16 protein-coding genes are annotated in these 20,176 nt (G+C 70.8%); 10 read left to right on the forward strand and 6 right to left on the reverse strand.

Annotation, left to right across the window (positions count from 1 at the left end; translation table 11 throughout):
• Positions 1-41 precede the first annotated feature (41 nt).
• From ACZ67T_RS29155 to ACZ67T_RS29165, 3 genes are all read right to left on the reverse strand, one after another.
• Positions 42-1,442 carry a sugar porter family MFS transporter gene (locus ACZ67T_RS29155; RefSeq protein WP_469987976.1) on the reverse strand — a complete coding sequence of 467 codons (1,401 nt, stop codon included), beginning with the start codon at positions 1,440-1,442 and terminating at the stop codon, positions 42-44.
• Between the two features lie 168 nt (positions 1,443-1,610).
• Positions 1,611-3,329 (reverse strand): class I mannose-6-phosphate isomerase, encoded by a 1,719-nt coding sequence (locus ACZ67T_RS29160; protein WP_469987977.1) that lies wholly within the window; start codon positions 3,327-3,329, stop codon positions 1,611-1,613.
• 314 nt (positions 3,330-3,643) lie between these two features.
• On the reverse strand, positions 3,644-4,915 hold the full coding sequence (locus ACZ67T_RS29165; RefSeq protein ID WP_469987978.1) for an MFS transporter: 1,272 nt from the start codon (positions 4,913-4,915) through the stop codon (positions 3,644-3,646).
• 229 nt (positions 4,916-5,144) lie between these two features.
• Between ACZ67T_RS29165 and ACZ67T_RS29170 the strand changes: the two genes are divergently transcribed.
• Positions 5,145-5,903, forward strand: a complete 759-nt coding sequence (locus ACZ67T_RS29170) for a FadR/GntR family transcriptional regulator (protein ID WP_469987979.1) — start codon at positions 5,145-5,147, stop codon at positions 5,901-5,903.
• 193 nt (positions 5,904-6,096) lie between these two features.
• Here ACZ67T_RS29170 and ACZ67T_RS29175 read toward each other — a convergent pair whose 3' ends face one another.
• The gene (locus ACZ67T_RS29175) at positions 6,097-6,879 is read right to left on the reverse strand and encodes a FadR/GntR family transcriptional regulator (RefSeq protein ID WP_469987980.1); all 783 of its coding nucleotides are present in this window, start codon (positions 6,877-6,879) and stop codon (positions 6,097-6,099) included.
• A gap of 221 nt (positions 6,880-7,100) precedes the next feature.
• Here ACZ67T_RS29175 and ACZ67T_RS29180 point away from each other — a divergent pair, with 221 nt between their 5' ends.
• From ACZ67T_RS29180 to ACZ67T_RS29195, 4 genes are all read left to right on the forward strand, one after another.
• Entirely contained in the window at positions 7,101-7,448 is a 348-nt protein-coding gene (locus ACZ67T_RS29180; RefSeq protein ID WP_469987981.1) for a hypothetical protein, read from the forward strand.
• On the forward strand, positions 7,445-8,212 hold the full coding sequence (locus ACZ67T_RS29185) for an SDR family NAD(P)-dependent oxidoreductase (protein ID WP_469987982.1): 768 nt from the start codon (positions 7,445-7,447) through the stop codon (positions 8,210-8,212). The genes ACZ67T_RS29180 and ACZ67T_RS29185 overlap by 4 nt, the downstream gene beginning before the upstream one ends.
• A 4-nt stretch (positions 8,213-8,216) precedes the next feature.
• A complete protein-coding gene (gene manD / locus ACZ67T_RS29190) occupies positions 8,217-9,431 on the forward strand; it encodes a D-mannonate dehydratase ManD (protein ID WP_469987983.1) in 1,215 nt (404 codons plus the stop codon).
• Between the two features lie 337 nt (positions 9,432-9,768).
• A complete protein-coding gene (locus ACZ67T_RS29195) occupies positions 9,769-10,077 on the forward strand; it encodes a WhiB family transcriptional regulator (RefSeq protein WP_469987984.1) in 309 nt (102 codons plus the stop codon).
• A gap of 54 nt (positions 10,078-10,131) precedes the next feature.
• On the opposite strand, the gene ACZ67T_RS29200 is transcribed toward ACZ67T_RS29195, so the two are convergent.
• Entirely contained in the window at positions 10,132-10,560 is a 429-nt protein-coding gene (locus tag ACZ67T_RS29200) for an MmcQ/YjbR family DNA-binding protein (protein WP_469987985.1), read from the reverse strand.
• Positions 10,561-10,810: 250 nt separating this feature from the next.
• Here ACZ67T_RS29200 and ACZ67T_RS29205 point away from each other — a divergent pair, with 250 nt between their 5' ends.
• Entirely contained in the window at positions 10,811-12,406 is a 1,596-nt protein-coding gene (locus tag ACZ67T_RS29205; RefSeq protein ID WP_469987986.1) for an amino acid permease, read from the forward strand.
• 27 nt (positions 12,407-12,433) lie between these two features.
• Here ACZ67T_RS29205 and ACZ67T_RS29210 read toward each other — a convergent pair whose 3' ends face one another.
• Complete coding sequence (locus ACZ67T_RS29210; RefSeq protein WP_469987987.1) at positions 12,434-13,114, reverse strand: TetR/AcrR family transcriptional regulator; 681 nt, start codon at positions 13,112-13,114, stop codon at positions 12,434-12,436.
• A 155-nt stretch (positions 13,115-13,269) separates the two neighbouring features.
• Between ACZ67T_RS29210 and ACZ67T_RS29215 the strand changes: the two genes are divergently transcribed.
• From ACZ67T_RS29215 to atzF, 4 genes are read left to right on the forward strand one after another with little or no spacing between them, the layout of a single operon-like run.
• Complete coding sequence (locus ACZ67T_RS29215; RefSeq protein ID WP_469987988.1) at positions 13,270-14,112, forward strand: urea amidolyase associated protein UAAP1; 843 nt, start codon at positions 13,270-13,272, stop codon at positions 14,110-14,112.
• Complete coding sequence (locus ACZ67T_RS29220; RefSeq protein ID WP_469987989.1) at positions 14,109-14,753, forward strand: urea amidolyase associated protein UAAP2; 645 nt, start codon at positions 14,109-14,111, stop codon at positions 14,751-14,753. Before ACZ67T_RS29215 ends, ACZ67T_RS29220 begins: the two co-directional genes overlap by 4 nt.
• A gap of 6 nt (positions 14,754-14,759) precedes the next feature.
• Positions 14,760-18,347, forward strand: coding sequence for an urea carboxylase (gene uca / locus ACZ67T_RS29225; protein WP_469987990.1), 3,588 nt, complete (start codon positions 14,760-14,762; stop codon positions 18,345-18,347).
• Positions 18,344-20,014: an allophanate hydrolase gene (atzF, locus tag ACZ67T_RS29230; protein ID WP_469987991.1), complete on the forward strand. Its 1,671-nt coding sequence runs from the start codon at positions 18,344-18,346 to the stop codon at positions 20,012-20,014. Before uca ends, atzF begins: the two co-directional genes overlap by 4 nt.
• Positions 20,015-20,176: the final 162 nt, after the last annotated feature.

Here is a 20,176-nt window from a genome sequence, read left to right on the forward strand (position 1 = left end):
CAGTCGATTCCTTCTACGTACAGGATCCAGGTCCGGGCCGGTCAGCGCATCGCGCGGAAGGTGCCCGAGCGCAGGGCGCCCTCGATCTCCTCCAGGCTGCGTCCTCGGGTCTCGGGCACGTAGCGGAAGGTGAACAGGAACGCGAGCAGGTTCATGACGGTGAACAGCCAGAACGTGCCCGAGACGCCGAGAGCACTGGTGAGCGACAGGGTGGTCAGCGACACGATCAGGTCCACGAACCACACGGTGAACGTGGAGACGCCGACCGCGACGGCACGCACCTTCCACGGGAACATCTCGGGTCCCGCGAGCCAGACCACCACCGAGAGGCTGCCGCCGTTGCACGCGATGTAACCGAGGATGCAGACGACCACGAGCCAGCGTGCGCCGCCCGTCGGGGCATGGCCGCCCATGAACACGGCGGCCATCACGGCGAGGCAGACGACCGCGCCCGGGAGCAGCACGAGCAGGAGCTTGCGGCGGCCGATCCGGTCGACGAGCCAGATACCGAGCCCCACCATCAGGAAGTTCACCACGCCGACGCCGACCGTCGTGAGCATGGCCGAGGAGCGGCCGAAACCGGAGTCGCCGAGGATGGTCGGGGCGTAGTAGATGATCGCGTTGATGCCGGTGATCTGCGAGGCCACGGCGAGCCCGATGCCCGCGATCAGAGCCGGGCGCAGCCAGCGGGCACGTAGGGCGCGCAGCCCACGCTCGCCCTTCTCGTGCGAGGCCAGTTCGAGTTCGCTGAGCTCGGCGTCCACGGCTGCGGAGTCCGTGCGCACGCGGTCCAGGACGGCGCGGGCCGCCTCGGGACCGCGGTGTGTGAAGAGCCAGCGCGGGCTCTCCGGGAGCGCGGCCATGCCCAGGAGGAGGACGAGGGCGGGCAACAGGCCGAGGCCGAACATCCAGCGCCAGCTCTCGTCGAGGGCGTAGCCCGCGAGGTAGGCGGCCAGGATGCCGAGCGTGACGGCGAGCTGGAAGGCAACGACGAGTCCGCCGCGCTTGGCGGGCGGCGCGATCTCGGCGACGTACAGCGGGACGGCCTGCGAGGCGAGGCCGACGGCCAGGCCCAGTACCAGCCGCGCCGCGCACAGCGTCCACGTCTCCGGTGCGACGGCGGCGGCCGCGGCGCCGACGCCGAAGATGCCGGCGGCCCACAGCACGGCCTTGCGGCGGCCGAGGCGTTCGGCGATCCGGCCGGACAGGAGGGCGCCGACGATCGCCCCGACGATGATGGCGCTGGTGACGATCTGCTGGCCGCCGTCGCCGAGAGAGAAATCGTCGGCGATGGTCGGCAGGGCACCGGAGATGATGCCGGTGTCGTAGCCGAACAGGAGCCCGCCCAGGGCGCTGACGACGGCGATGGTGACCACGGAACGGCCCGCGGTCCGGGAGGGATCCGCGGCCCGTGGCCGGGTGGGGATGGTGGTGCGGCTCATGGCACTGCCTCTTTCCACGCCTCGACGGTGAGGCGCTGTCCTGGGCAAGGGGGGAGGGTGGGGATCACGTGCGGACCGGTCGAGCGGAGGTCCGTGATGGTTATCGTTAACATGAAGGGCGGGGCAATCGGCAGAACACTGGCCCCGCCCAACGGGGTCGGGCGTGGGTCAGCTGACGAGCGACTTGACCACGTGTACGGTGCGGTCGCCGAGTGGCCGGATCCGGTAGGCGCCGACGGCCGCGGGCACGGTCAGTGTCTCGGCGAAGGCCAGGTCGTGCGTGCGCCCGTCGGCCGTCTCGATGACGACGCCCGCGCCTGCCGACACGTTGAGAATGTGGAACCTGCCGTCGGTGTCGTCGTCCGGGCCGTCGGAGCCGGGCTCGATGACCAGGCGCCTGACCTCGTAGAACATCTCGTCGAGCTGCCCGATGACCTCCTCGCGCCAGCCGGTGCCCTCGCGCAGGGTGCGCGGGTCCTGGATGAGCTCGCGGGTCACGTCCGCGCCCTGCCGACGGCTGTCGAGGTTGGCGAAGCCGTGCTCGTACGGCAGCGGGCGGGAGTTGCCGGCGGCATCCTTGCGGAGCCAGTCGTAAAAGCGCAGGGAGTACAGGTACGGCGTGGCGCTGATCTCCAGGACGACGTTGCCCGTGCCGGACGCGTGCGGCGTGCCCGCCGGGATCATGTAGAGGCGGCCGTCCTCGGAGGGGTGCGACTGCACGAAGCGCTCGACGTCCATCTCCTCGCCGCGCTCGATGGCGGCCTCGACCTGCTTGTGCATCAGCGCGAGGTCGGCATCTTGCTGGAGGCCGAGGTGGACGCGGGCGTCGTCGCCGTCGTGGGCGGTGACGTAGTACGTTTCGTGCTGGGTGTACGGCCAGCCGAAGCGGCCGCGCATGTACTCCTCGCGCGGGTGCAGGTGGAGCGACAGGTTGCCGCCCTCGACCGTGTCCAGGTAGTCGTAGCGGATGGGGAACGAGGTGCCGAATTTATCGTGCACCTCCCGGCCGAGGAACTCCTCCGGGTGCAGGACGCACAGGAGTTGGAAGGGCAGCTCGACCTGCGCGTCGGCGTCGTCGCCGACGAGCACGCCGGCTTCGGGTGCGATCAGCTCGTAACCGAGTGCGGTGTTGCCGCCCTCGGGCTCGAAGCCCAGTTCGCGCACGGCCCACTGGCCGCCCCAGGGGGTGGAGTTGAAGTACGGGCGGGTGCGGACCGGACCGTGGGCCAGCTCGGCGAGGGTGGACCGCAGAACCGTGCCGTCGATCGAGGCGGGGGCCGAGGGGTCCTGGAGGTCGAGCCAGCGGTCGACGCGGGGCGCGAGCGCGTCGCGGTGGGCGTCGGTCATCGGCCAGTCCGCGTAGAACAGGCGGCGCAGGTCGCCGGATTCGCGGTGACGGCCGAGGTTCACGCCGACCGGCAGTTCGCCCGCGGCGATCGCCGCTTCCGCGTACCGTTTGGGCAGGTCGGCGTACCAGAGCACGTCGTGCCCGACGAGTGCGGCGCCGGGGCCGTAAACGATCAGCGCGCCGTCGACCGGACGCTCGGCCTGCGGCAGCTCGCGGTAGAGGTCGCTGAGCGGGGACTGGGACAGCGGCAGGTAGTAGCGGTCGGTGTGGGGGGCGCCGGGGGCGTCGCCGGTGCGCTCCAGAACCGTGTCCCAGTCCGCCTCGTGGGCGCGCAGGTCGAGGAGATGTACGGCGCGGCCCTGCGCGGTCAGTGCCGCGCCCAGGTCGCGGGCCGCCACGGCCCAGTCCAGGGCGGCCGGCCCGTCGAGGGCGAGGACGAGCGGACCGGCGGGCAGCGCGGCGGCCGGAGCGGACCAGCCACGCGACACAGTCCCGTCGACTGCGCGGTAGCGGGGGTTGCGGTCGTAGGGGCGGGGCATGGTGGCTCTCCAGAGAGGTTGACGCGGCAGCGCGGGTCGGGGGCTCCGGGACGGAGTGTGCCCCTGGAAGTGTGTTAACGATAACAACCATCGAAGGGTGAGACCAGCGTCGTGTGCAGAGGAACCCGGTGAGGAGGGCCACACCCGTGTGCAGCCATCGTCCCGTGGACGCACCAGGCCGCCACGACATCCGCTCTGGGGTGGGGGCTGCTGCCCGTCCGGCCCGACCGCGGTGTGGGTCTGCTGCTCCTGGGTCCCGGCCCGGCGGCGCCGCCGGGCAGGAAAGTGCCGCCGCCCATGCCGTGCCATGCCACTCAGCCGGGCAGGCGCTCCACCTTGTCCACGAGAGTCAGGAAGGACAGCGCGCCTCCGACGGTGATGGCGGCTATGAGAATCAGCGCGGGGGCGAAGGAGCCGGAGTCGCCGACCAGGTATCCGATGGCGATCGGGACGACGATGCCGGCGAGATTCCCGAAAACGTTGAAGGCCCCGCCGGCGACACCGAGGATGCGCCTCGGCGCGATCTCGCTGATCAGTACCCATGAGAAGGAGGCCAGGCCGTTCGCGAAGAACGCCAGGGACATGATGGCGATGACGGCGCCCATGGAGTTCACGTAGTTGGCCGTGACGATGACGCTCGCGAGCAGAAGGCCGATCACGATGGGCGTCTTGCGGGCGGTCGACGGTGAGACCCCGCGCCGAACCATCCAGTCCGACCAGCTGCCGCCGACCAGCACGCCGATCATCGCCGCCAGGTAGGGGAGTGTGCCGAGGAAGCCCGACTTGGTGAGGCTGATGCCACGGGTGTCGGACAAGTAGGAAGGGAACCAGGTCAGGAAGAAGTAGATCGTCGCGGAGACTGCGAACTGGCCGAGGAACACGCCCCATACGCGGCGGTTGCCGAGCAGCATCCGCAGATCCTTCCGGACCTGCCCCGAGGGCTTCGTCTCCGCGGCCTGCGTCCCGTTCTCGGCCGGCGCCGGGGCGGACGGGGCGGCGGGTTCGTCACTGCCCTGGATGTGCGCGTTCTCCGCCTCACCGACGTGGGGGTGATCGGCGGGCGTGTCCCGTACGAACTTCAGCCACACCAGGGCCCAGAGGGCGCCGACGCACCCGACGATCCAGAACACATGGCGCCACCCCATCGTCTCGGTGAGCCATCCGATGGCCGGGGTGGCGACGACGAGGCCGATGTACTGGCCCGACGTGTAGACGCCGATCGCAAGACCACGTTCCCGGCGCGGGAACCACGAGGTGGCGACGCGGCTGTTGGACGGGAATGCGGGCGCCTCGAAGAGTCCGAGACCGAGCCGCGTGACGAGCAGGAAGCCGGCGCCCTTCGCGAGCGCGGCCAGCGCTGTCATCACGGACCAGCCGATCAGTGCCGCTCCGTACGTCACCCGTGGCCCGATCCGGTCGATCAGCCGGCCGCCGGGGATCTGCGCGAGGAGGTAGGTCCATCCGAAGGCCGAGAAGATCCACCCCATGGCCTGCGGGTTGATGTGCAGATCGTCCGCGATGTCGGGGGCGACCAGAGCGAGGACGCTGCGGTCGAGGTAATTGACGGCAGTGCAGACGAAGAGCATCGCAAGGATCGCAAAGCGGACTCTGCCCACTCTGACGGTACGCGCGGCGACCTGTGGCCGATCGGGTGGCGTGGGGAGCGTGGTGGCTGTGGCCTGCTTGTCGGGCATGGGTTCCCTCGGTGCATGGCGGGCGTGACAGCCATAGTGAAACGAATACGTAGTACTTATTCAAGAGTCTCGGTAGAGGAGTACGACTTAAATCTTCGGTTGGGGGTCGTAAGCTGACGCCATGACGGCGGGAGAGGTGGGGCGCACGGTGTTGGCCGGGCAGGTGGGCGGGGCGGCGGGGTCGGAACTCGCCCGCGGTCCGCACGAGCGGGTTCTGGAGGCGCTGGGCAGCGAGATCGCGGCAGGAGAGCATGCGCCGGGCGACGTGTTGCGGACCGACCGGCTGGAGGAGCGCTTCGAGGTGTCACGGACGGTCGTCCGCGAAGCCGTGCACGTGCTGCGTTCGAAGGGACTCGTGGAGTCCCGTCGTCGGCTGGGCTGCACGGTATGTCCGCCGGAGGTGTGGAACGTCTTCGATCCGGACGTCATCCGGTGGCGGCTCGCAGGCCCTGAGCGCTCCCGCCAGTTGCGTTCCCTCTCGCGACTCCGCCACGTGGTCGAGCCGGACGCTGCCGGGCTCGCCGCGCGACTGGCCACACCGGCTCAGTGCGCGTCACTCACGGAGTCGGCGTACGGCATGGTCTCCACCTCGCGGGACGACGACCTGGACGCGTATCTGATGCACGATGTCGCCTTCCACCGGCTGCTGTTGCGGGCATCCGGCAACGAGATGTTCGCCCGGCTGGGCGACATGGTGGCCGGAGTGCTCAGCGGGCGGACGGAACACCGGGTGATGTTCGACCGGCCTGACCCCGCCACGGTGACTCTGCATCTGGACGTCGCCGAGGCGGTCCGGGCAGGGGACTCCGCCCGTGCGGAGGCGCAGATGCGCGCGGTCACGGCAGCCGCCCTCGCCGAACTGGACCTGCTGGCACCCTGATTGGGTCCGCGCCGGGCGCGGGGCGGTGGGTCCATGCGATGGCCGCAGGCGCAGGGCAGTGAGCCCAAGTGATGGTCGGCAGGCGTAGCACGGTGAGCCCGAGCGGCGTGGATCCGGATCTTGAACGGTCCGCGGCATGCAGCGCCGGGAACGCGCTCCGGGGGCGCGGCCGGCCGATGCGCGGGCGGAGTGGTCAGCTCGAGGCGAGCTCGTCGTCCAGGCGGGAGATGTCGATACCGCGCCGGGCCAGCACGTCGTCGAGCGGAAGGTCGAGGTCGGATCCGTAGTAGTCGAGTGCGAGTCGCAGATGCTCGGCCATGGCGGCCCGGGCCTCCTCCGGTGCGCGGCGGGCGATGCCCTCGTAGATGGCCGCGTGCAAAGGGTCACCCACCCGCAGGACCTCGCGGTCGCTCATGCTGCGCAGCATCAGGCCGTAGATGAGCGTGCGGATGGAGCCGAACATCACGGTGATCACGGGATTGCCCGTGGCGTGCGCGATCGCCTCGTGGAAGGTGAGGTCGGAACGGGCCATCGCGCGCAGCGACCGTGCCGTCCGATGTGCGTCGAGTGCCGTACGGATCCGGTCGATCTGCGCGTCCGTGCCCTGCTCGGCGGCGATCGCGGCGGCCTCGCATTCCAGCATGGTGCGCGCGGTGACCAGGTGGCGCGGTGTGACGCCGGCGCGCTGGGCCATCCGCGCCAGGGGACGGGCGAGGTCACTGCTCGCGGCGGCCCGGACGTAGGAGCCGCGGCCGGGGTGGATCTCGATGTAGCCGCGCTCCTGCAGGCCCCGCAGGACCTCGCGGATCACGGCGCGACTGACGTTGAACTCGGTACACAGCGTGCGCTCGCCGGGCAGTCGGTCCCCGACGGCGAGAATGCCGCTGAGGATGCGGCGTTCCAGTTCGGCGAGGACGGCGTCCTGGTTGGGGTAGAGCGGCTTGGTGCTGTTCGGCGCCGTGAGCTCGGTTGCCATGTCGTCCAGTCCTCCCGGGTCTTCAACGGTTTCGAGGATAGACCGGTCTGACCGGGCCCGGGGGTCGCGGGTTCCGGGCTCTCGATCGATGACGGGGCGGCTGCCGGGGTTCGGGTGTGGACGTTTGGACAGCACGCACCCGTTCCCGCTCTTTGACGTGACGCGGCATCGTGGGAGAGTCTGGTCAGACCGGTTCGACCGCACGCATAGGACCCCTCCGCATGTCTTCGCCCTCCACCCCGCCGACACCGACCAGTTCTCACTGGTTCGCCGATCTCCGCCTGGTGCCCGCACTGCTCGAGGAAGGCGCGTCGACCAGGGTCGACACGCCACCGACCCGCTTCGGTGCCGTCGATCTGACCGCTGACGTGCACGAAGGGGTGTTCCGCGCTGAAATGGTCAGGCGATCTCCCGCGGTCCTGACACCGGCACGCTGCACCCTCACCCTGCTCGAGCCCCACCGGGGCCGCGTCCTTGTGGACGGTCGCCCGGCGCGCCGCGCCGCCGACGGCACGCCCGACCTCCCCCTCACGAAAAACCACACCCTCACCATCGAGGCCCACGCATGAACATCCCCGAAGGGCTCGGCGTCGCCGTCACCGGCGGAGCCGGCGACATCGGTCAGGCCATCGCCCGCACCCTCCTCACGTACGACGCGCGCGTCACGCTCCTCGACGTCGTCCCTGTCGACGAGGTCGCGCCTCTCCTCGAGGAGTTGCGCTCCCACGGCCAGGTCGACTACCGACAGCTCGACGTGCGGGACGCCGCCCGCGTCCACGAGGCGCTCGCCGCCATCGACCCGCTCGACATCGTCATCGGCAATGCGGGCATCGTCGACTCGGCCCCTTTCCTCGACATCACGCCCGAGCAGTGGCAGCGCCACCTCGACGTGAACCTGACCGGTTGCTTCAACCTCGGCCAGGCCGCCGCCCGTCTCATGGTCTCCAGAGGCAGACCGGGCCGCATCGTGTTCACATCATCATGGATCCAGGAAATGCCCTGGCCCGAAGTGGCGGCCTACTCCGTCAGCAAGGCCGGTATCCGCATGCTGACCCGCACCATGGCCGCCGAACTTGCCGAGCACGGCATCCTCGTCAACGCCGTCGCCCCGGGCATCGTCAAGGCGGGAATGGCCAAACACCAATTGGAGACCGAACCCCAGTACGCCGCACGCGTCGCCACCTCCGTGCCTCTGGGTCACCTCCAGACCGCCGAACAAGTGGCGCGCAGCATCACTGTGCTGTGCTCCGACGCAGGTGACTACATGACCGGCAGTGTGCTGCTCGCCGACGGCGGCTGCTCCCTTCGCGTACCGCAGTCCCAGGAGGCCTGACACCATGAGCAACCGCATCGCACGGGCCGACGTCTTCGTCTCCAGCCCCGGCCGCAACTTCGTCACGCTCAAGCTGACCACCGACGACGGCATCGTCGGCTGGGGCGACGCCACCCTCAACGGCCGTGAGCTCGCTGTCGCCGCCTACCTGCGCGACCACGTGGCGCCGCTGCTCATCGGCCGCGACGCCCAGCGCATCGAGGACACATGGCAGTACCTCTACCGTGGTGCGTACTGGCGGCGCGGGCCCGTCACCATGGCCTCGATCGGGGCCATCGACATGGCCCTGTGGGACATCAAGGGCAAGCAAGCAGGCCTGCCCGTCTACCAGTTGCTCGGCGGAGCCGTGCGTGACAAGGTCCTCACCTACACCCACGCCACCGGCGCCGACACCGCCGCGCTGCTCGACTCCGTGGCCGAGAAGGCCTCGCTCGGCTATCGCGCGATCCGGGTGCAGACCGGGGTGCCGGGCATCGGCAAGGTGTACGGCGTCGCGGCAGGCGGTGCCTACGAGCCCGCCGGACGCGGCAGCCGCCCCGACGAGGAGCCCTGGGACACCGACAAGTACATGCGCCACATCCCCGGTGTCCTAGCCGCCGTGCGTGACAAGGTCGGCCCCGACCTCAAGCTTCTGCACGACGTGCACCACCGTCTCACCCCGACCGAAGCGGGCCGTCTGGGCCGGCAGCTGGAAGACATCGGCCTGTACTGGCTGGAAGACGTCACCCCGGCCGAGAACCAGGCGCTGCTCCGGCAGGTGCGCGCCCACACCACAGTGCCCCTGGCCATCGGCGAAGTCTTCAACACGATCTGGGACTGCCAGCAGCTCATCTCGGAGCGGCTGATCGACTACATCCGAACCTGCGTGGTGCACGCCGGCGGTATCTCCCACGTCCGGAAGATCTTCAGCCTTGCGGAGACCTACCAGGTGAAGGCCGCGCCCCACGGCCCGTCCGACGTATCGCCGATCAACCTTGCCGCCTCACTTCATGTCGGCCTCGCCACCCACAACTTCGCGATCCAGGAATACATGGGATACCCGAAGAAGACAGAGGAGGCGTTCCAGCACGCGTACACCTATGCCGACGGCTACCTGCACCCGGGGGACGCTCCGGGGCTGGGCGTGGAACTGGATGAGGCATTTGCTGCCCGGCACCCTTATGAGCAGGCCTACTTGCCTGTGTCGCGGCTGAGCGACGGCACACTCGGCGACTGGTGACCAGGACGAGGAACGGCAAAGCGGGCCACTGAAGGGGCTGCAGGCCACGGGCCTGCAGCCCCTTCAGGCATGCCCGCGTCCGGGGCGGTTGGATTCACCTGGTGACGGACCGCAACGGCCTCACTCTGTCGTCGTCTGTGATGAAGCACTGCCGCCGGAAGGGAACGTGGACGGACGCACGCTCGTTGGCTGACTGGTGACCAGGTACTCCTGCTGGTGGGGCGTGGGTTCGTAACTCGCTGTTCAACCACTGGTGATGGGGTGTGCGCCGTCGGTGTGTGCCGTACAGTCACCCGCCAACTGCGAAGAGAATCCCAGTAATCGAGGGGGCGGGGTAGTGGCAGGCAGTCAGGAGACGTGGTGGGACCGTGCGGCATGCCGGGCGACGGATCCGGAGGAGCTGTTCGCCGAGGGGGCGGCGCAGTCCGGCGCCAAGCGGGTCTGCACCACGTGCCCAGTGAAGACCGAGTGTCTGGCTCACGCCTTGGACCAGCGCATCGAGCACGGTGTCTGGGGAGGAATGACGGAGCGTGAGCGCCGTGCGCTGCTGCGCCGGCGCCCGACCGTCAGCTCCTGGCGCCGGCTCCTGGAGACCGCACGGTCCGAGCACGGACAGGTACACCGCAGGCGCGATCAGGCTTCCTGAGCGCGCTACGGCTCGGCAGCCGTCCGGAACGATGCCGTTCAGCGGGGCAAGTGCTCAGGTCAGCGGCAGCCCGTGGGCGGTGAGCCATGCCGTTCGCCTGCGGTTCGAGGCCTGCGCCAGCCAGGCGTCCTGGACTGTTTCCGTCAGCTGCTGTCGGGTGAGTTCACCGATACGGCTGGCGCGCAACAGCACGGACGGGTGGCCGTCGAAGTGGGGAGTGGTGAAGAACGGCAGCGAAGGGTCTTGAAGCAGTGCTTGTTTGTCGACCTCGGACGGCACCCAGAACATGATCACGTCCGCATAGGGCTCGCCGGTCGCAGGATCGACCGCGTCCGGCCGGGGCGTGCGGAAGAAGACGAACGACTTGCCGCCGACCTGGTACACCTTGTTGCCCAGCGGCCCGTGTTGGAGCGTGACGTGAGGCATGCCCGCAGCAAGGGTGTGCACATCCTCCACCGTCGCGTGGTGCGCTTTCGCCGACATGTCACCAGCGTATGCCCATAGCTGTGTGCGATCGCGCGTGACCGGCGGAAGGCGCGGCCACCCTCTCCGCCTCGTCGTCGAAGTGCTCGCCGGGATCCGAGCCAGGCTCCGGAAGAGCGCCGCCGGGGCGTCGCGGTGAGGACTTCGGCGCCTGGGTGACATGGCCGGGATACGGAGCGGAAACAGAGTGCCCCTCTAATTCCTGTCGATCGACAGGAATCAGAGACCCGCTTCGCGACAGGGGATCGCCATGCCCGTGAGCACTGACATGACTCCACCCGCGCCCGCCCCGCCCGGTGACGTGAGCGACGGCGGTTCGCTCGCCGCCTTCGGATATCCCCAGGAGCTGCGGCGGCAGATGGGGCGGTACGCGTCCTTCGCCGCCGGGTTCTCCTTCATCTCCGTCCTGACGACGGTCTTCCAGTTCTTCGCCCTGGGCTTCTCCTTCGGCGGCCCCCTCTTCTTCTGGGCCTGGCCGGCCGTACTCGCGGGACAGCTGCTCGTCGCCGCCTGCTTCGCCGAACTTGCCGCGCGCTACCCGATCTCCGGGGCCGTCTACCAGTGGTCGACCCGGCTGAGCAGCCCGGCGTTCGGCTGGTTCACGGGCTGGATCATGGTGATCGGGCAGATGGTCGTGGTCGCCGCCGCGGCGCTCGCGCTGCAGGTCGTCATGCCTGCGATCTGGTCCGGCTTCCAGGTCGTGGGCGGCGATCCCTCACCCACCACCGCGACGGGGGCGGCCAGCGCCGCCGTCCTGGCCCTCGTCCTGCTGGTCCTGACCACGGTCGTGAACGTCCTCGACAACCGCGTCATGTCGGCCGTCAACCGGGTCGGAGTCACCGCCGAGATCATCGGCGCGGTCCTCATCGTGGTGCTGCTGTTCACCCACGTCGAGCGCGGCGCGGGCGTCACGCTCGAGACCGGCGGCCGCGGCGGCCCGATCGCCGCGCTCCTGGTGGGCTCGTTCACGGCGGCGTACGTCCTCATCGGCTTCGACAGCGCGGGCGAGATGAGCGAGGAGACACACCATCCGCGCCGGACCGCGCCGCGCACCATCATCAGTGCCCTTGCCGCGGCCGGCGTCCTGGGCGGCCTGCTGGTGCTCGGCGGCGTGCTCGCCGCACCGAGCCTCTCGGACGGCCGGCTCGCCACCGAGGGACTGAGCTACGTCCTCACCAGCAGCCTGGGCGACGGGGTCGGCAAGGCGCTCCTGGCGGATGTGGCCGTGGCCATCGCCGTCGCCACGCTCGCCATCCAGACCGCCGGGACGCGGATGCTGTTCTCGATGGCGCGTGACGGTGTTCTTCCCTGCTCGTCATGGCTGGCGAAGGTCTCGCCCCGTACGGGGATGCCTTTCGGTCCGGCCCTGGTGGTCGGCGTCGCGGCGGCGGCACTCGCGCTGCTCAATTTCGCCTCCCCGGAAGCCTTCCTGGCCGTCGGGACGACGTGCATCGCGATGCTGTATCTCGCGTACGCAGGGGTCACCGGTCCGATGCTGGTGCGGCGGCTGCGCGGCGACTGGGACCGGCGGAGGCCGGGCGGGACCGACGAAACCGGCCGCCCGCTGTTCTCGCTCGGCCGGTGGGGCCTGCCGGTCAACGTCCTCGCGCTCGCGTACGGCCTGTTCATGACCGTCAATCTGGCGTGGCCGCGTGCCGACGTGTACGACCCCGCGGGCGGTCACTGGTACTTCCAGTGGTTCACCGTCCTGTTCGTCGGCGCCACCGTCGCCGTGGGCGTGGCCTACCGCTGGTCCCGTCGTCGCAGGGGCGCTGTCTCCGAGACGGCGGGCCGGGGTGGGGAGGAGGCCCGTCCCGGGGCTGAAGCCGAGGTCGTTCAGGCCTGACGCCGCTCGCCCGCGATGCGACGGTGCTTACGCCGCGAGGAGCTGCTGCCCCTCGCGGCGCAGTCGTGCCAGGGAGCGCTGCGGCACGCCGGCGACTCGCAGCGCCGCGTCGGCCGTCGCCTCCGCCAGGGCTTGAGGGGTGCGTTCCGGGTCCGCGCGCCGGATGAGGATCACGCTCTCGGTGAGGCCGAAGACGAGGTCCGTACGCAGCGACAGCTCCTGCGCGCCGAGGGGTGAACCCGCCTCTGTGGCGGACAGCAACTCGCCGTAGGACGACCTGAGTTCCGTCCGGAGCGTGTGGAAGACGCCGAAGTGCTCGGTCCGCACCTCGGGCAGCAGGTAGAGGGCGCCGAGGTTGTGCGGACCGCTGCACAGGAGCGTCACGTCGGAGCGGCACAGGGCCCACAGCCGTGCCTCCGGCGGAGCCTCGGTGCGGGCGACCAGCTCGCGCGCGATCTCCAGGGAGGGGCGGACCGTCCCTTCCAGGAGTGTCGCGAGGATCGCTTCCTTCCCGTCGAAGTAGTGGTAGAGGGAGGCCTGGCGCAGACCGGCCCGCTCGGCGACGGCCCGCGTGGAGGTCGCGGTGTAGCCGCGGGTGGTGAACAGCTCGGCGGCAGCGGAGAGCACCTCCTCGCGCGGCTCCAGCCCGCTGGTGGGACGCACCTGGGCGCGCGGGCGGCCGACTCGGCGGCTGGTGGGCGGGCTCATCCCGCGATCTTCGCACAGGCCCGGAAAGCTCCTGTGGGCCCGGCCGCGAGTGAGTTTGCGGTTACCGCCCCGAAACGCACGGGCAATGGATCCGACTCTCCCGAACCCTAATTTCTGTCGTACGACAGAAATGACGTCGAGCCGGAGGTTCAGCCGTGGCGACAGATTCAGCGACAGCGTCGGCCTATGGCGCCCGCGACCATGCGCGCGCCCAGGAGGGCACGAAGGTCGACACCATGCCCGTACTCCCCGCGAGCAGTTGGCCGACGCCCCCCGACGCGGTCGCAGCCGCGGACCTCGTGTGGGCCGAGACCGTGGCGGGCGGCAACTACACCCACAAGGTCCTCGGCCGTGGCCACGAACTGCGGCTCACCGACCTCACCGGAGACGCCTGCGCACACCTCCTGCTGTACAGCGCGGGCCGCCCCTGGGAGCGGCTGAACGTGGCTGACACCGTCAAGGTCCTCTGGAACGCCTACCTCGGTGAGGGGCATCTGCTCCTGTCCGACCAGGGCCGCGTTCTCGCCTCGGTCACCGAGGACACCTCCGGGCGGCACGACGCCCTCACCGGCACCTCCACCCTCGCGCAGAACACCGCGCGCTACGGCGACGGAACCCCTCAGTCGGACTCCCCGGCAGGGCGGGAGCTGTTCAAGCTCGCGGCCCTCAAGAACGGCCTCGCGGCGCGCGACATCCCGCCGTCCGTCTCCTTCTTCCAGGGCGTACGGATCGCTGAGGACGGCAGCACCGAGTTCACCGGCTCCGCCGGCCCCGGCACGTCCGTCACGCTGCGCGCCGAACAGGACGTCACGGTTCTCCTCGCCAACGTCGCGCACCCCCTCGATCCACGTCCCGCCTACACCTGCGGGCCCCTCGAAGTCCTCGCGTACCGGGCGCGGCCCACCGCCCCCGCCGACGCGCTCTGGAACGCCACCCCCGAGGGCAGCCGCGCCTTTCGCAACACCGCCGACCACCTCACCGCCCGGGGGATCGCATGACCGCCACCGGCAGCCCGTACGTCCCGGGCCGCGTCATCCACGACGAGACCGTCCCCGCCCGCGCCGCCTGGTCCGCCGTCGTGCCCAAGGGCCGGCTGCTGACCATCACCGACCTGCACGGCAACCAGGCCGCGGACTTCCTCCTCTACGACGCGCACGACACCTCGGTGCGCTACAGCGCCCCCGACACCATCCAGGCCCAGGGCAACATCTTCCTGACCACCGGGTCCGTGCTGATGTCGAACGAGCACACCCCGCTGATGACCGTCGTCGAGGACACCTGCGGTCGGCACGACACCGTGGGCGGCGCCTGCTCCAAGGAGTCCAACACCCTCCGCTACGGACACCACACCTGGTCCCAGCACGCCTGCGTGGAGAACTTCCTCGTCGAGGGCAGCAAGCACGGCCTCGGCAAGCGGGACCTGGTGTCCAACATCAACTGGTACATGAACGTCCCGGTCGAGAAGGACGGCACCCTCGGCATCGTCGACGGCATGTCCGCCCCGGGCCTGAAGGTCGTGCTGCGCGCGGAGACCGACGTCATCGTGCTGCTGTCCAACTGCCCCCAGATCAACAACCCTTGCAACGGCTTCACCCCGACCGCCCTGCAGATGACGATCACCGAGCCGGACGAGGGCTGAGCCACCATGACGTTCGACACCCTGCTGGTCGCCAACCGCGGCGAGATCGCGGCGCGCATCATCCGCACCGCCCGCACACTCGGCCTGCGCACCGTCGCGGTCTACTCCGACCCCGACCGCGGCGCCGCACACGTCCGCCTCGCCGACGAGGCCGTTCGCCTCGGCCCCGCCCCCGCCAAGGAGTCCTACCTCGACGCCGACCTGATCCTGAAGGCGGCCAAGGACACCGGCGCCGGCGCCGTCCACCCCGGCTACGGATTCCTGTCCGAGGACGCCGACTTCGCCCGCCGCTGCGCGGACGCGGGGATCGTCTTCGTCGGCCCCACCCCCGAACAACTGGAGCTGTTCGGCGCCAAGCACACCGCGCGCGCCGCCGCCCGCACGGCGGGCGTGCCGCTCGCCCCCGGCACCGGACTGCTGCCCGACGCGGAAGCGGCCGTGGCGGCGGCGCAGGATATCGGCTTCCCCGTGATGCTGAAGGCGACCGGAGGAGGCGGCGGCATCGGCATGCAGGCCTGCCGCGACGCCGACGACCTCGCCGACGCGTGGGAGCGGGTGCAGCGCGTCGCCGCGGCCTCCTTCTCCTCCGCGGGCGTCTTCCTGGAACGTCTCGTCGAGCGCGCCCGCCACGTCGAGGTGCAGGTCTTCGGCGACGGCGAGGGCCGCGTCGTCACCTTCGGCGACCGCGACTGCTCACTCCAGCGCCGCAACCAGAAGGTCCTGGAGGAGGCCCCGGCCCCAGGCCTCCCGGCCCACGTCCGTCGCCAACTGGACACTGCAGCACGGGACTTGTGCGCCTCGGTGAACTACCGCTCCGCAGGCACGGTCGAGTTCGTGTACGACGCCGCCCGCGAAGAGGCGTACTTCCTCGAGGTCAACACCCGCCTCCAGGTCGAGCACCCGGTCACCGAGGAGATCTACGGCGTCGACCTCGTCGCCTGGATGCTGCGCCTCGCGCAAGGCGACACCGTGGTCGTCACCGAGCCCCCTGCCCCGCAGGGCCACGCCGTCGAGGCACGCATCTACGCCGAGGACCCGTCCCGCGAACACCGCCCGAGCGCAGGCCTGCTGACGCGCGTCGCCTTCCCAGAAGGCGTCCGCGTGGACACCTGGGTCGAGACCGGCACCGAGGTCACCACCTCCTACGACCCGATGCTCGCCAAAGTCGTCGCGCACGGCGCCGACCGCGCGGAGGCGCTCGACAAGCTGGACGCCGCGCTCGCCGCCACCCGCGTCGACGGCATCGAGACCAACCTCGGCCTGGTGCGCGCCGCGCTCGCGGACGCCGACGTGCGCGCCACGGTCCACTCCACCGCCTCGCTCGCCGCCGTCAGCGACCCGACACCCCGCATCGAGGTGGTCGCACCCGGCACCTTGACCACCGTGCAGGACTGGCCCGGCCGTACAGGCCACTGGCAGGTCGGCGTCCCCCCGTGCGGACCGATGGACGACCTCTCCTTCCGGCTCGGCAACACCGCGCTCGGCAACACCGAGGGCGCACCCGGCCTCGAATGCACCCTCCAGGGCCCCTCCCTCCGGTTCACCCACCCCACGACGATCTGCGTCACCGGCGCCCCCGCACCGGTGACCCTCGACGGCACCGCCGTACCCCAGTGGGAGCCGGTCACCGTCGAGGGCGGCCAGACCCTCGCCGTCGCACCGCCCCACGAGCACGGCCTGCGCACCTACGTCCTGTTCGCCGGAGGCCTGGACGTACCCGACTTCCTGGGCAGCGCCGCCACCTTCACCCTCGGCCGGTTCGGCGGACACGGCGGCCGCGCCCTGCGTGCCGGGGACGTCCTGCACGGCGGGGAGCAGCGCCACGAGACGTCCGTCGTCCCGCTCGACCGCCGTCCCGTCTTCGACAGCGAGTGGAGGGTGGGCGCGGTCGAAGGACCGCACGCCGCCCCCGAGTTCTTCACAGAGGACGACATCCGCGACTTCTACGCCGCCGACTGGAAGGTCCACTTCAACTCGGCGCGCACCGGTGTCCGGCTGGTCGGCCCCAAACCGCGCTGGGCCCGTACGGACGGCGGGGAGGCGGGCCTGCACCCGTCCAACATCCACGACACGCCGTACTCCGTCGGCGCCGTCGACTACACCGGCGACATGCCCGTCCTCCTCGGCCCCGACGGGCCCTCCCTCGGCGGCTTCGTCTGCCCCGCGACGATCGCCACCGGACAGCGCTGGAAGCTCGGCCAGCTCCGGCCCGGTGACACAGTCCGCTTCGTGCCCCTCACCACGCGCGCCGCCGCAGGGCTGAGGCGGAACCCGGCCGCGGCCCCGCGCGAGGACCGCGAGGTCATCGTCGACGGCGGCATCCTCGCCCGCCTGCCGCAGACCGAGATCCGCCCGTCGGTCACCTACCGGCGCAGCGGCGACGACAACCTCCTCATCGAGTACGGGCCGATGCAGCTCGACCTGGCGCTGCGGATGCGCGTCCACGCGCTCGCGGAGGCGCTGGCCGCCCGGGAGCTCGACGGCATCGCCGACCTGACCCCGGGCATCAGGTCCCTCCAGGTCCGGACCGACCCCGACGTGCTGCCGCAGGACAAGCTCCTCGAAGCCGTCCTGCTGCTGGAGGCGGAACTACCCGCCACCGACGAGCTGGTGGTGCCCAGCCGGACCGTGCACCTGCCGCTGTCCTGGGACGACCCGGCCACCCGCGAGGCCATCGCCCGCTACATGGCGGGCGTGCGCGACGACGCCCCGTGGTGCCCGTGGAACATCGAGTTCATCCGCCGCGTCAACGGACTGGAGACGGTCGACGAGGTGTACCGCACGGTCTTCGACGCCGAGTACCTGGTCATGGGCCTCGGGGACGTGTACCTGGGCGCACCGGTCGCGACCCCGCTGGATCCGCGCCACCGCCTGGTCACCACCAAGTACAACCCGGCCCGCACCTGGACCGCGGAGAACTCCGTCGGCATCGGCGGCGCGTACCTGTGCATCTACGGCATGGAGGGCCCCGGCGGCTATCAGTTCGTCGGCCGCACCACCCAGGTGTGGTCCGGCTGGCAGCAGCGCGGCGCCTTCGCACCCGGCAAGCCCTGGCTGCTGCGCTTCTTCGACCGCATCAAGTGGTACCCGGTCGAGGCGGACGAACTCCTTGAGCTGCGCGCCGACATCACGTCCGGCCGTTTCGTTCCCAAGACCGAGGAAGGCACCTTCTCGCTCGCCGACCACCAGGGGTTCCTCGCCGAGAACGCCGCGTCGATCGCCGGATTCCGGGCCCGGCAGGGCGAGGCGTTCCGTGCCGAGCGCGATGCCTGGGAGGCGGCGGGCGAGTTCGCTCAGGCCGAGGCGGCCGCCGAGGCCGCCCCGCCGGCCACCGACGTCGAGGTCCCCGAGGGCGGCAACCTGATCGAGGCGGAGTTCGCCGCCTCCGTCTGGCAGGTCAACGTCGAGGTCGGCGACCAGGTCTCGGCAGGACAGCAGCTTCTCGCGCTCGAAGCGATGAAAATGGAGTCACGGGTCCCGGCCCCCACCGACGGCATCGTCACAAGGATCCTGACCAAACCGGGCAGCCAGGTCGAGGCGGGCACCGCGCTCGTCGTCCTCGCGCCCCTCAAAACCACGGAGGCAGCCGCGTGATCACCGCAGTGGAACGGGTGCGGGCCGCCTATGCGCGCATCGCGCAGGCGGACCGCCCCGAGGTGTGGATCTGCCTGCGCCCCCAGGCGGACGCGGACGCGGACGCCGCCGCGATCGACGCGAAGGCCGCCGCCGGCGCGCGGCTGCCGCTCGCGGGGACCGTGTTCTCGGTCAAGGGCAACATCGACGTGGCCGGGCTGGCGACCTCCGCCGGCTGCCCCTCGTGCGCGTACGAGCCGGACGCCGACGCCCCGGTGGTGGCCCGCCTGAAGGCGGCGGGCGCCGTGGTCCTCGGCACGACGAACCTCGACCAGTTCGCGACCGGCCTGGTCGGCACCCGCAGCCCCTTCGGCGCGGTCCGCAACGCCGTCGACCCGGAGTACGTGTCCGGTGGCTCCTCGTCCGGCTCGGCGGTCTCGGTGGCCCTCGGCATCGCCGACCTCGCGCTCGGCACGGACACCGCAGGATCGGGCCGGGTCCCGGCGGCCTTCAACGGCATCGTCGGCCTCAAGCCGACCATCGGCCTCGTTCCCACCGAGGGCGTCGTCCCGGCCTGCGCATCCCTCGACTGCGTGACGGTCTTCGCCCGTACGCTGCCGGAAGCCGAGCTGGCACTGTCCTGCATGGCGGCGCCGTCCGGCCGCGACCTCCCGCCGCTCGAACAACGCGGTCCGGGCCCGTGGCGCATCGCCGTGCCCGAGCGCGGACAGCTCGCAGATCTGGACAAGGGCTGGGCCGAGGCCTTCGACGCGGCCGCTGCCCGGCTCGCCGACGCGGGCGCCGAGCTCCTGCCCGTCGATCTCGCGCCGTTCACCGAAGCGGCGGCGATGCTGTACGAAGGCGCGTTCGTCGCCGAGCGCTACACCGCCGTCGGCGCCTTCATCGACGCGCACCAGGGCTCCGCGGACCTCGATCCGACCGTGGCCGGGATCATTTCCGCGGCCCGGGACATCCCGGCCCGCCGTCTCTACGCCGACCAGGCGAAGCTCGCGTCCCTGCGCTCCCGGGCCCTCGCATCGCTCGGCGACGCGGACGCGCTGCTCCTGCCGACGACACCGGGGCACCCCACCATCGCCGAGGTCTCGGCCGACCCGCTCGGCGCCAACGCGCGGCTCGGCCGGTTCACCAACTCGACGAACCTGTTCGACCTGGCGGCGGTCGCCGTCCCGGCCGGCGAGGTGAACGGGCTGCCGTTCGGCGTCATGCTGGTCGGCCGGGCATTCACCGACGAACGGCTCGCCCGCATCGCCGGGGCGCTCACCGCCCCGCCGCTGCGGCTCGCGGTGGTCGGGGCACACCTTTCCGGGCAGCCGCTGAACGGGCAACTGCTGGCTCTGGGCGCCCGTCTGGTTCGCACGACCACGACCGCCCCCACCTACCGTCTGTACGCACTGGACACGACACCGCCCAAGCCGGGACTGGTCCGCACCCGGGAAGGCGGGGGAGCGATCGAGGCCGAGGTGTGGCAACTGCCCGCGGCGGGACTCGGTGCTCTCCTCGCGACGCTGCCCCGCCCGATGGCGCTCGGCAGCGTGGAGCTCGCGGACGGCAGCCTCGTGCCCGGCTTCCTCTGCGAACCCGAGGCCGTCGAGTCCGCGCAGGAGATCACGTCGTACGGAGGCTGGCGCGCGTACATGGCACGTGTCCGGCGACCTGCCGGTGGCTGAGCGGGCCAAGCCGTGGTGAGGGCTCGTGTCAGGGCCGGCCCTGATCTTTCCTTCGTCACGTCGAATCGCCGACCGGCCGTGGGGCCCGCATGATGTCGTCGGGCAGCCATGTTCCACGGAAGGGTAGTGATGGAGCCGATCCGCCCAGGAATCGACGCACGC

Source organism: Streptomyces sp. NPDC107517 (assembly GCF_055582645.1).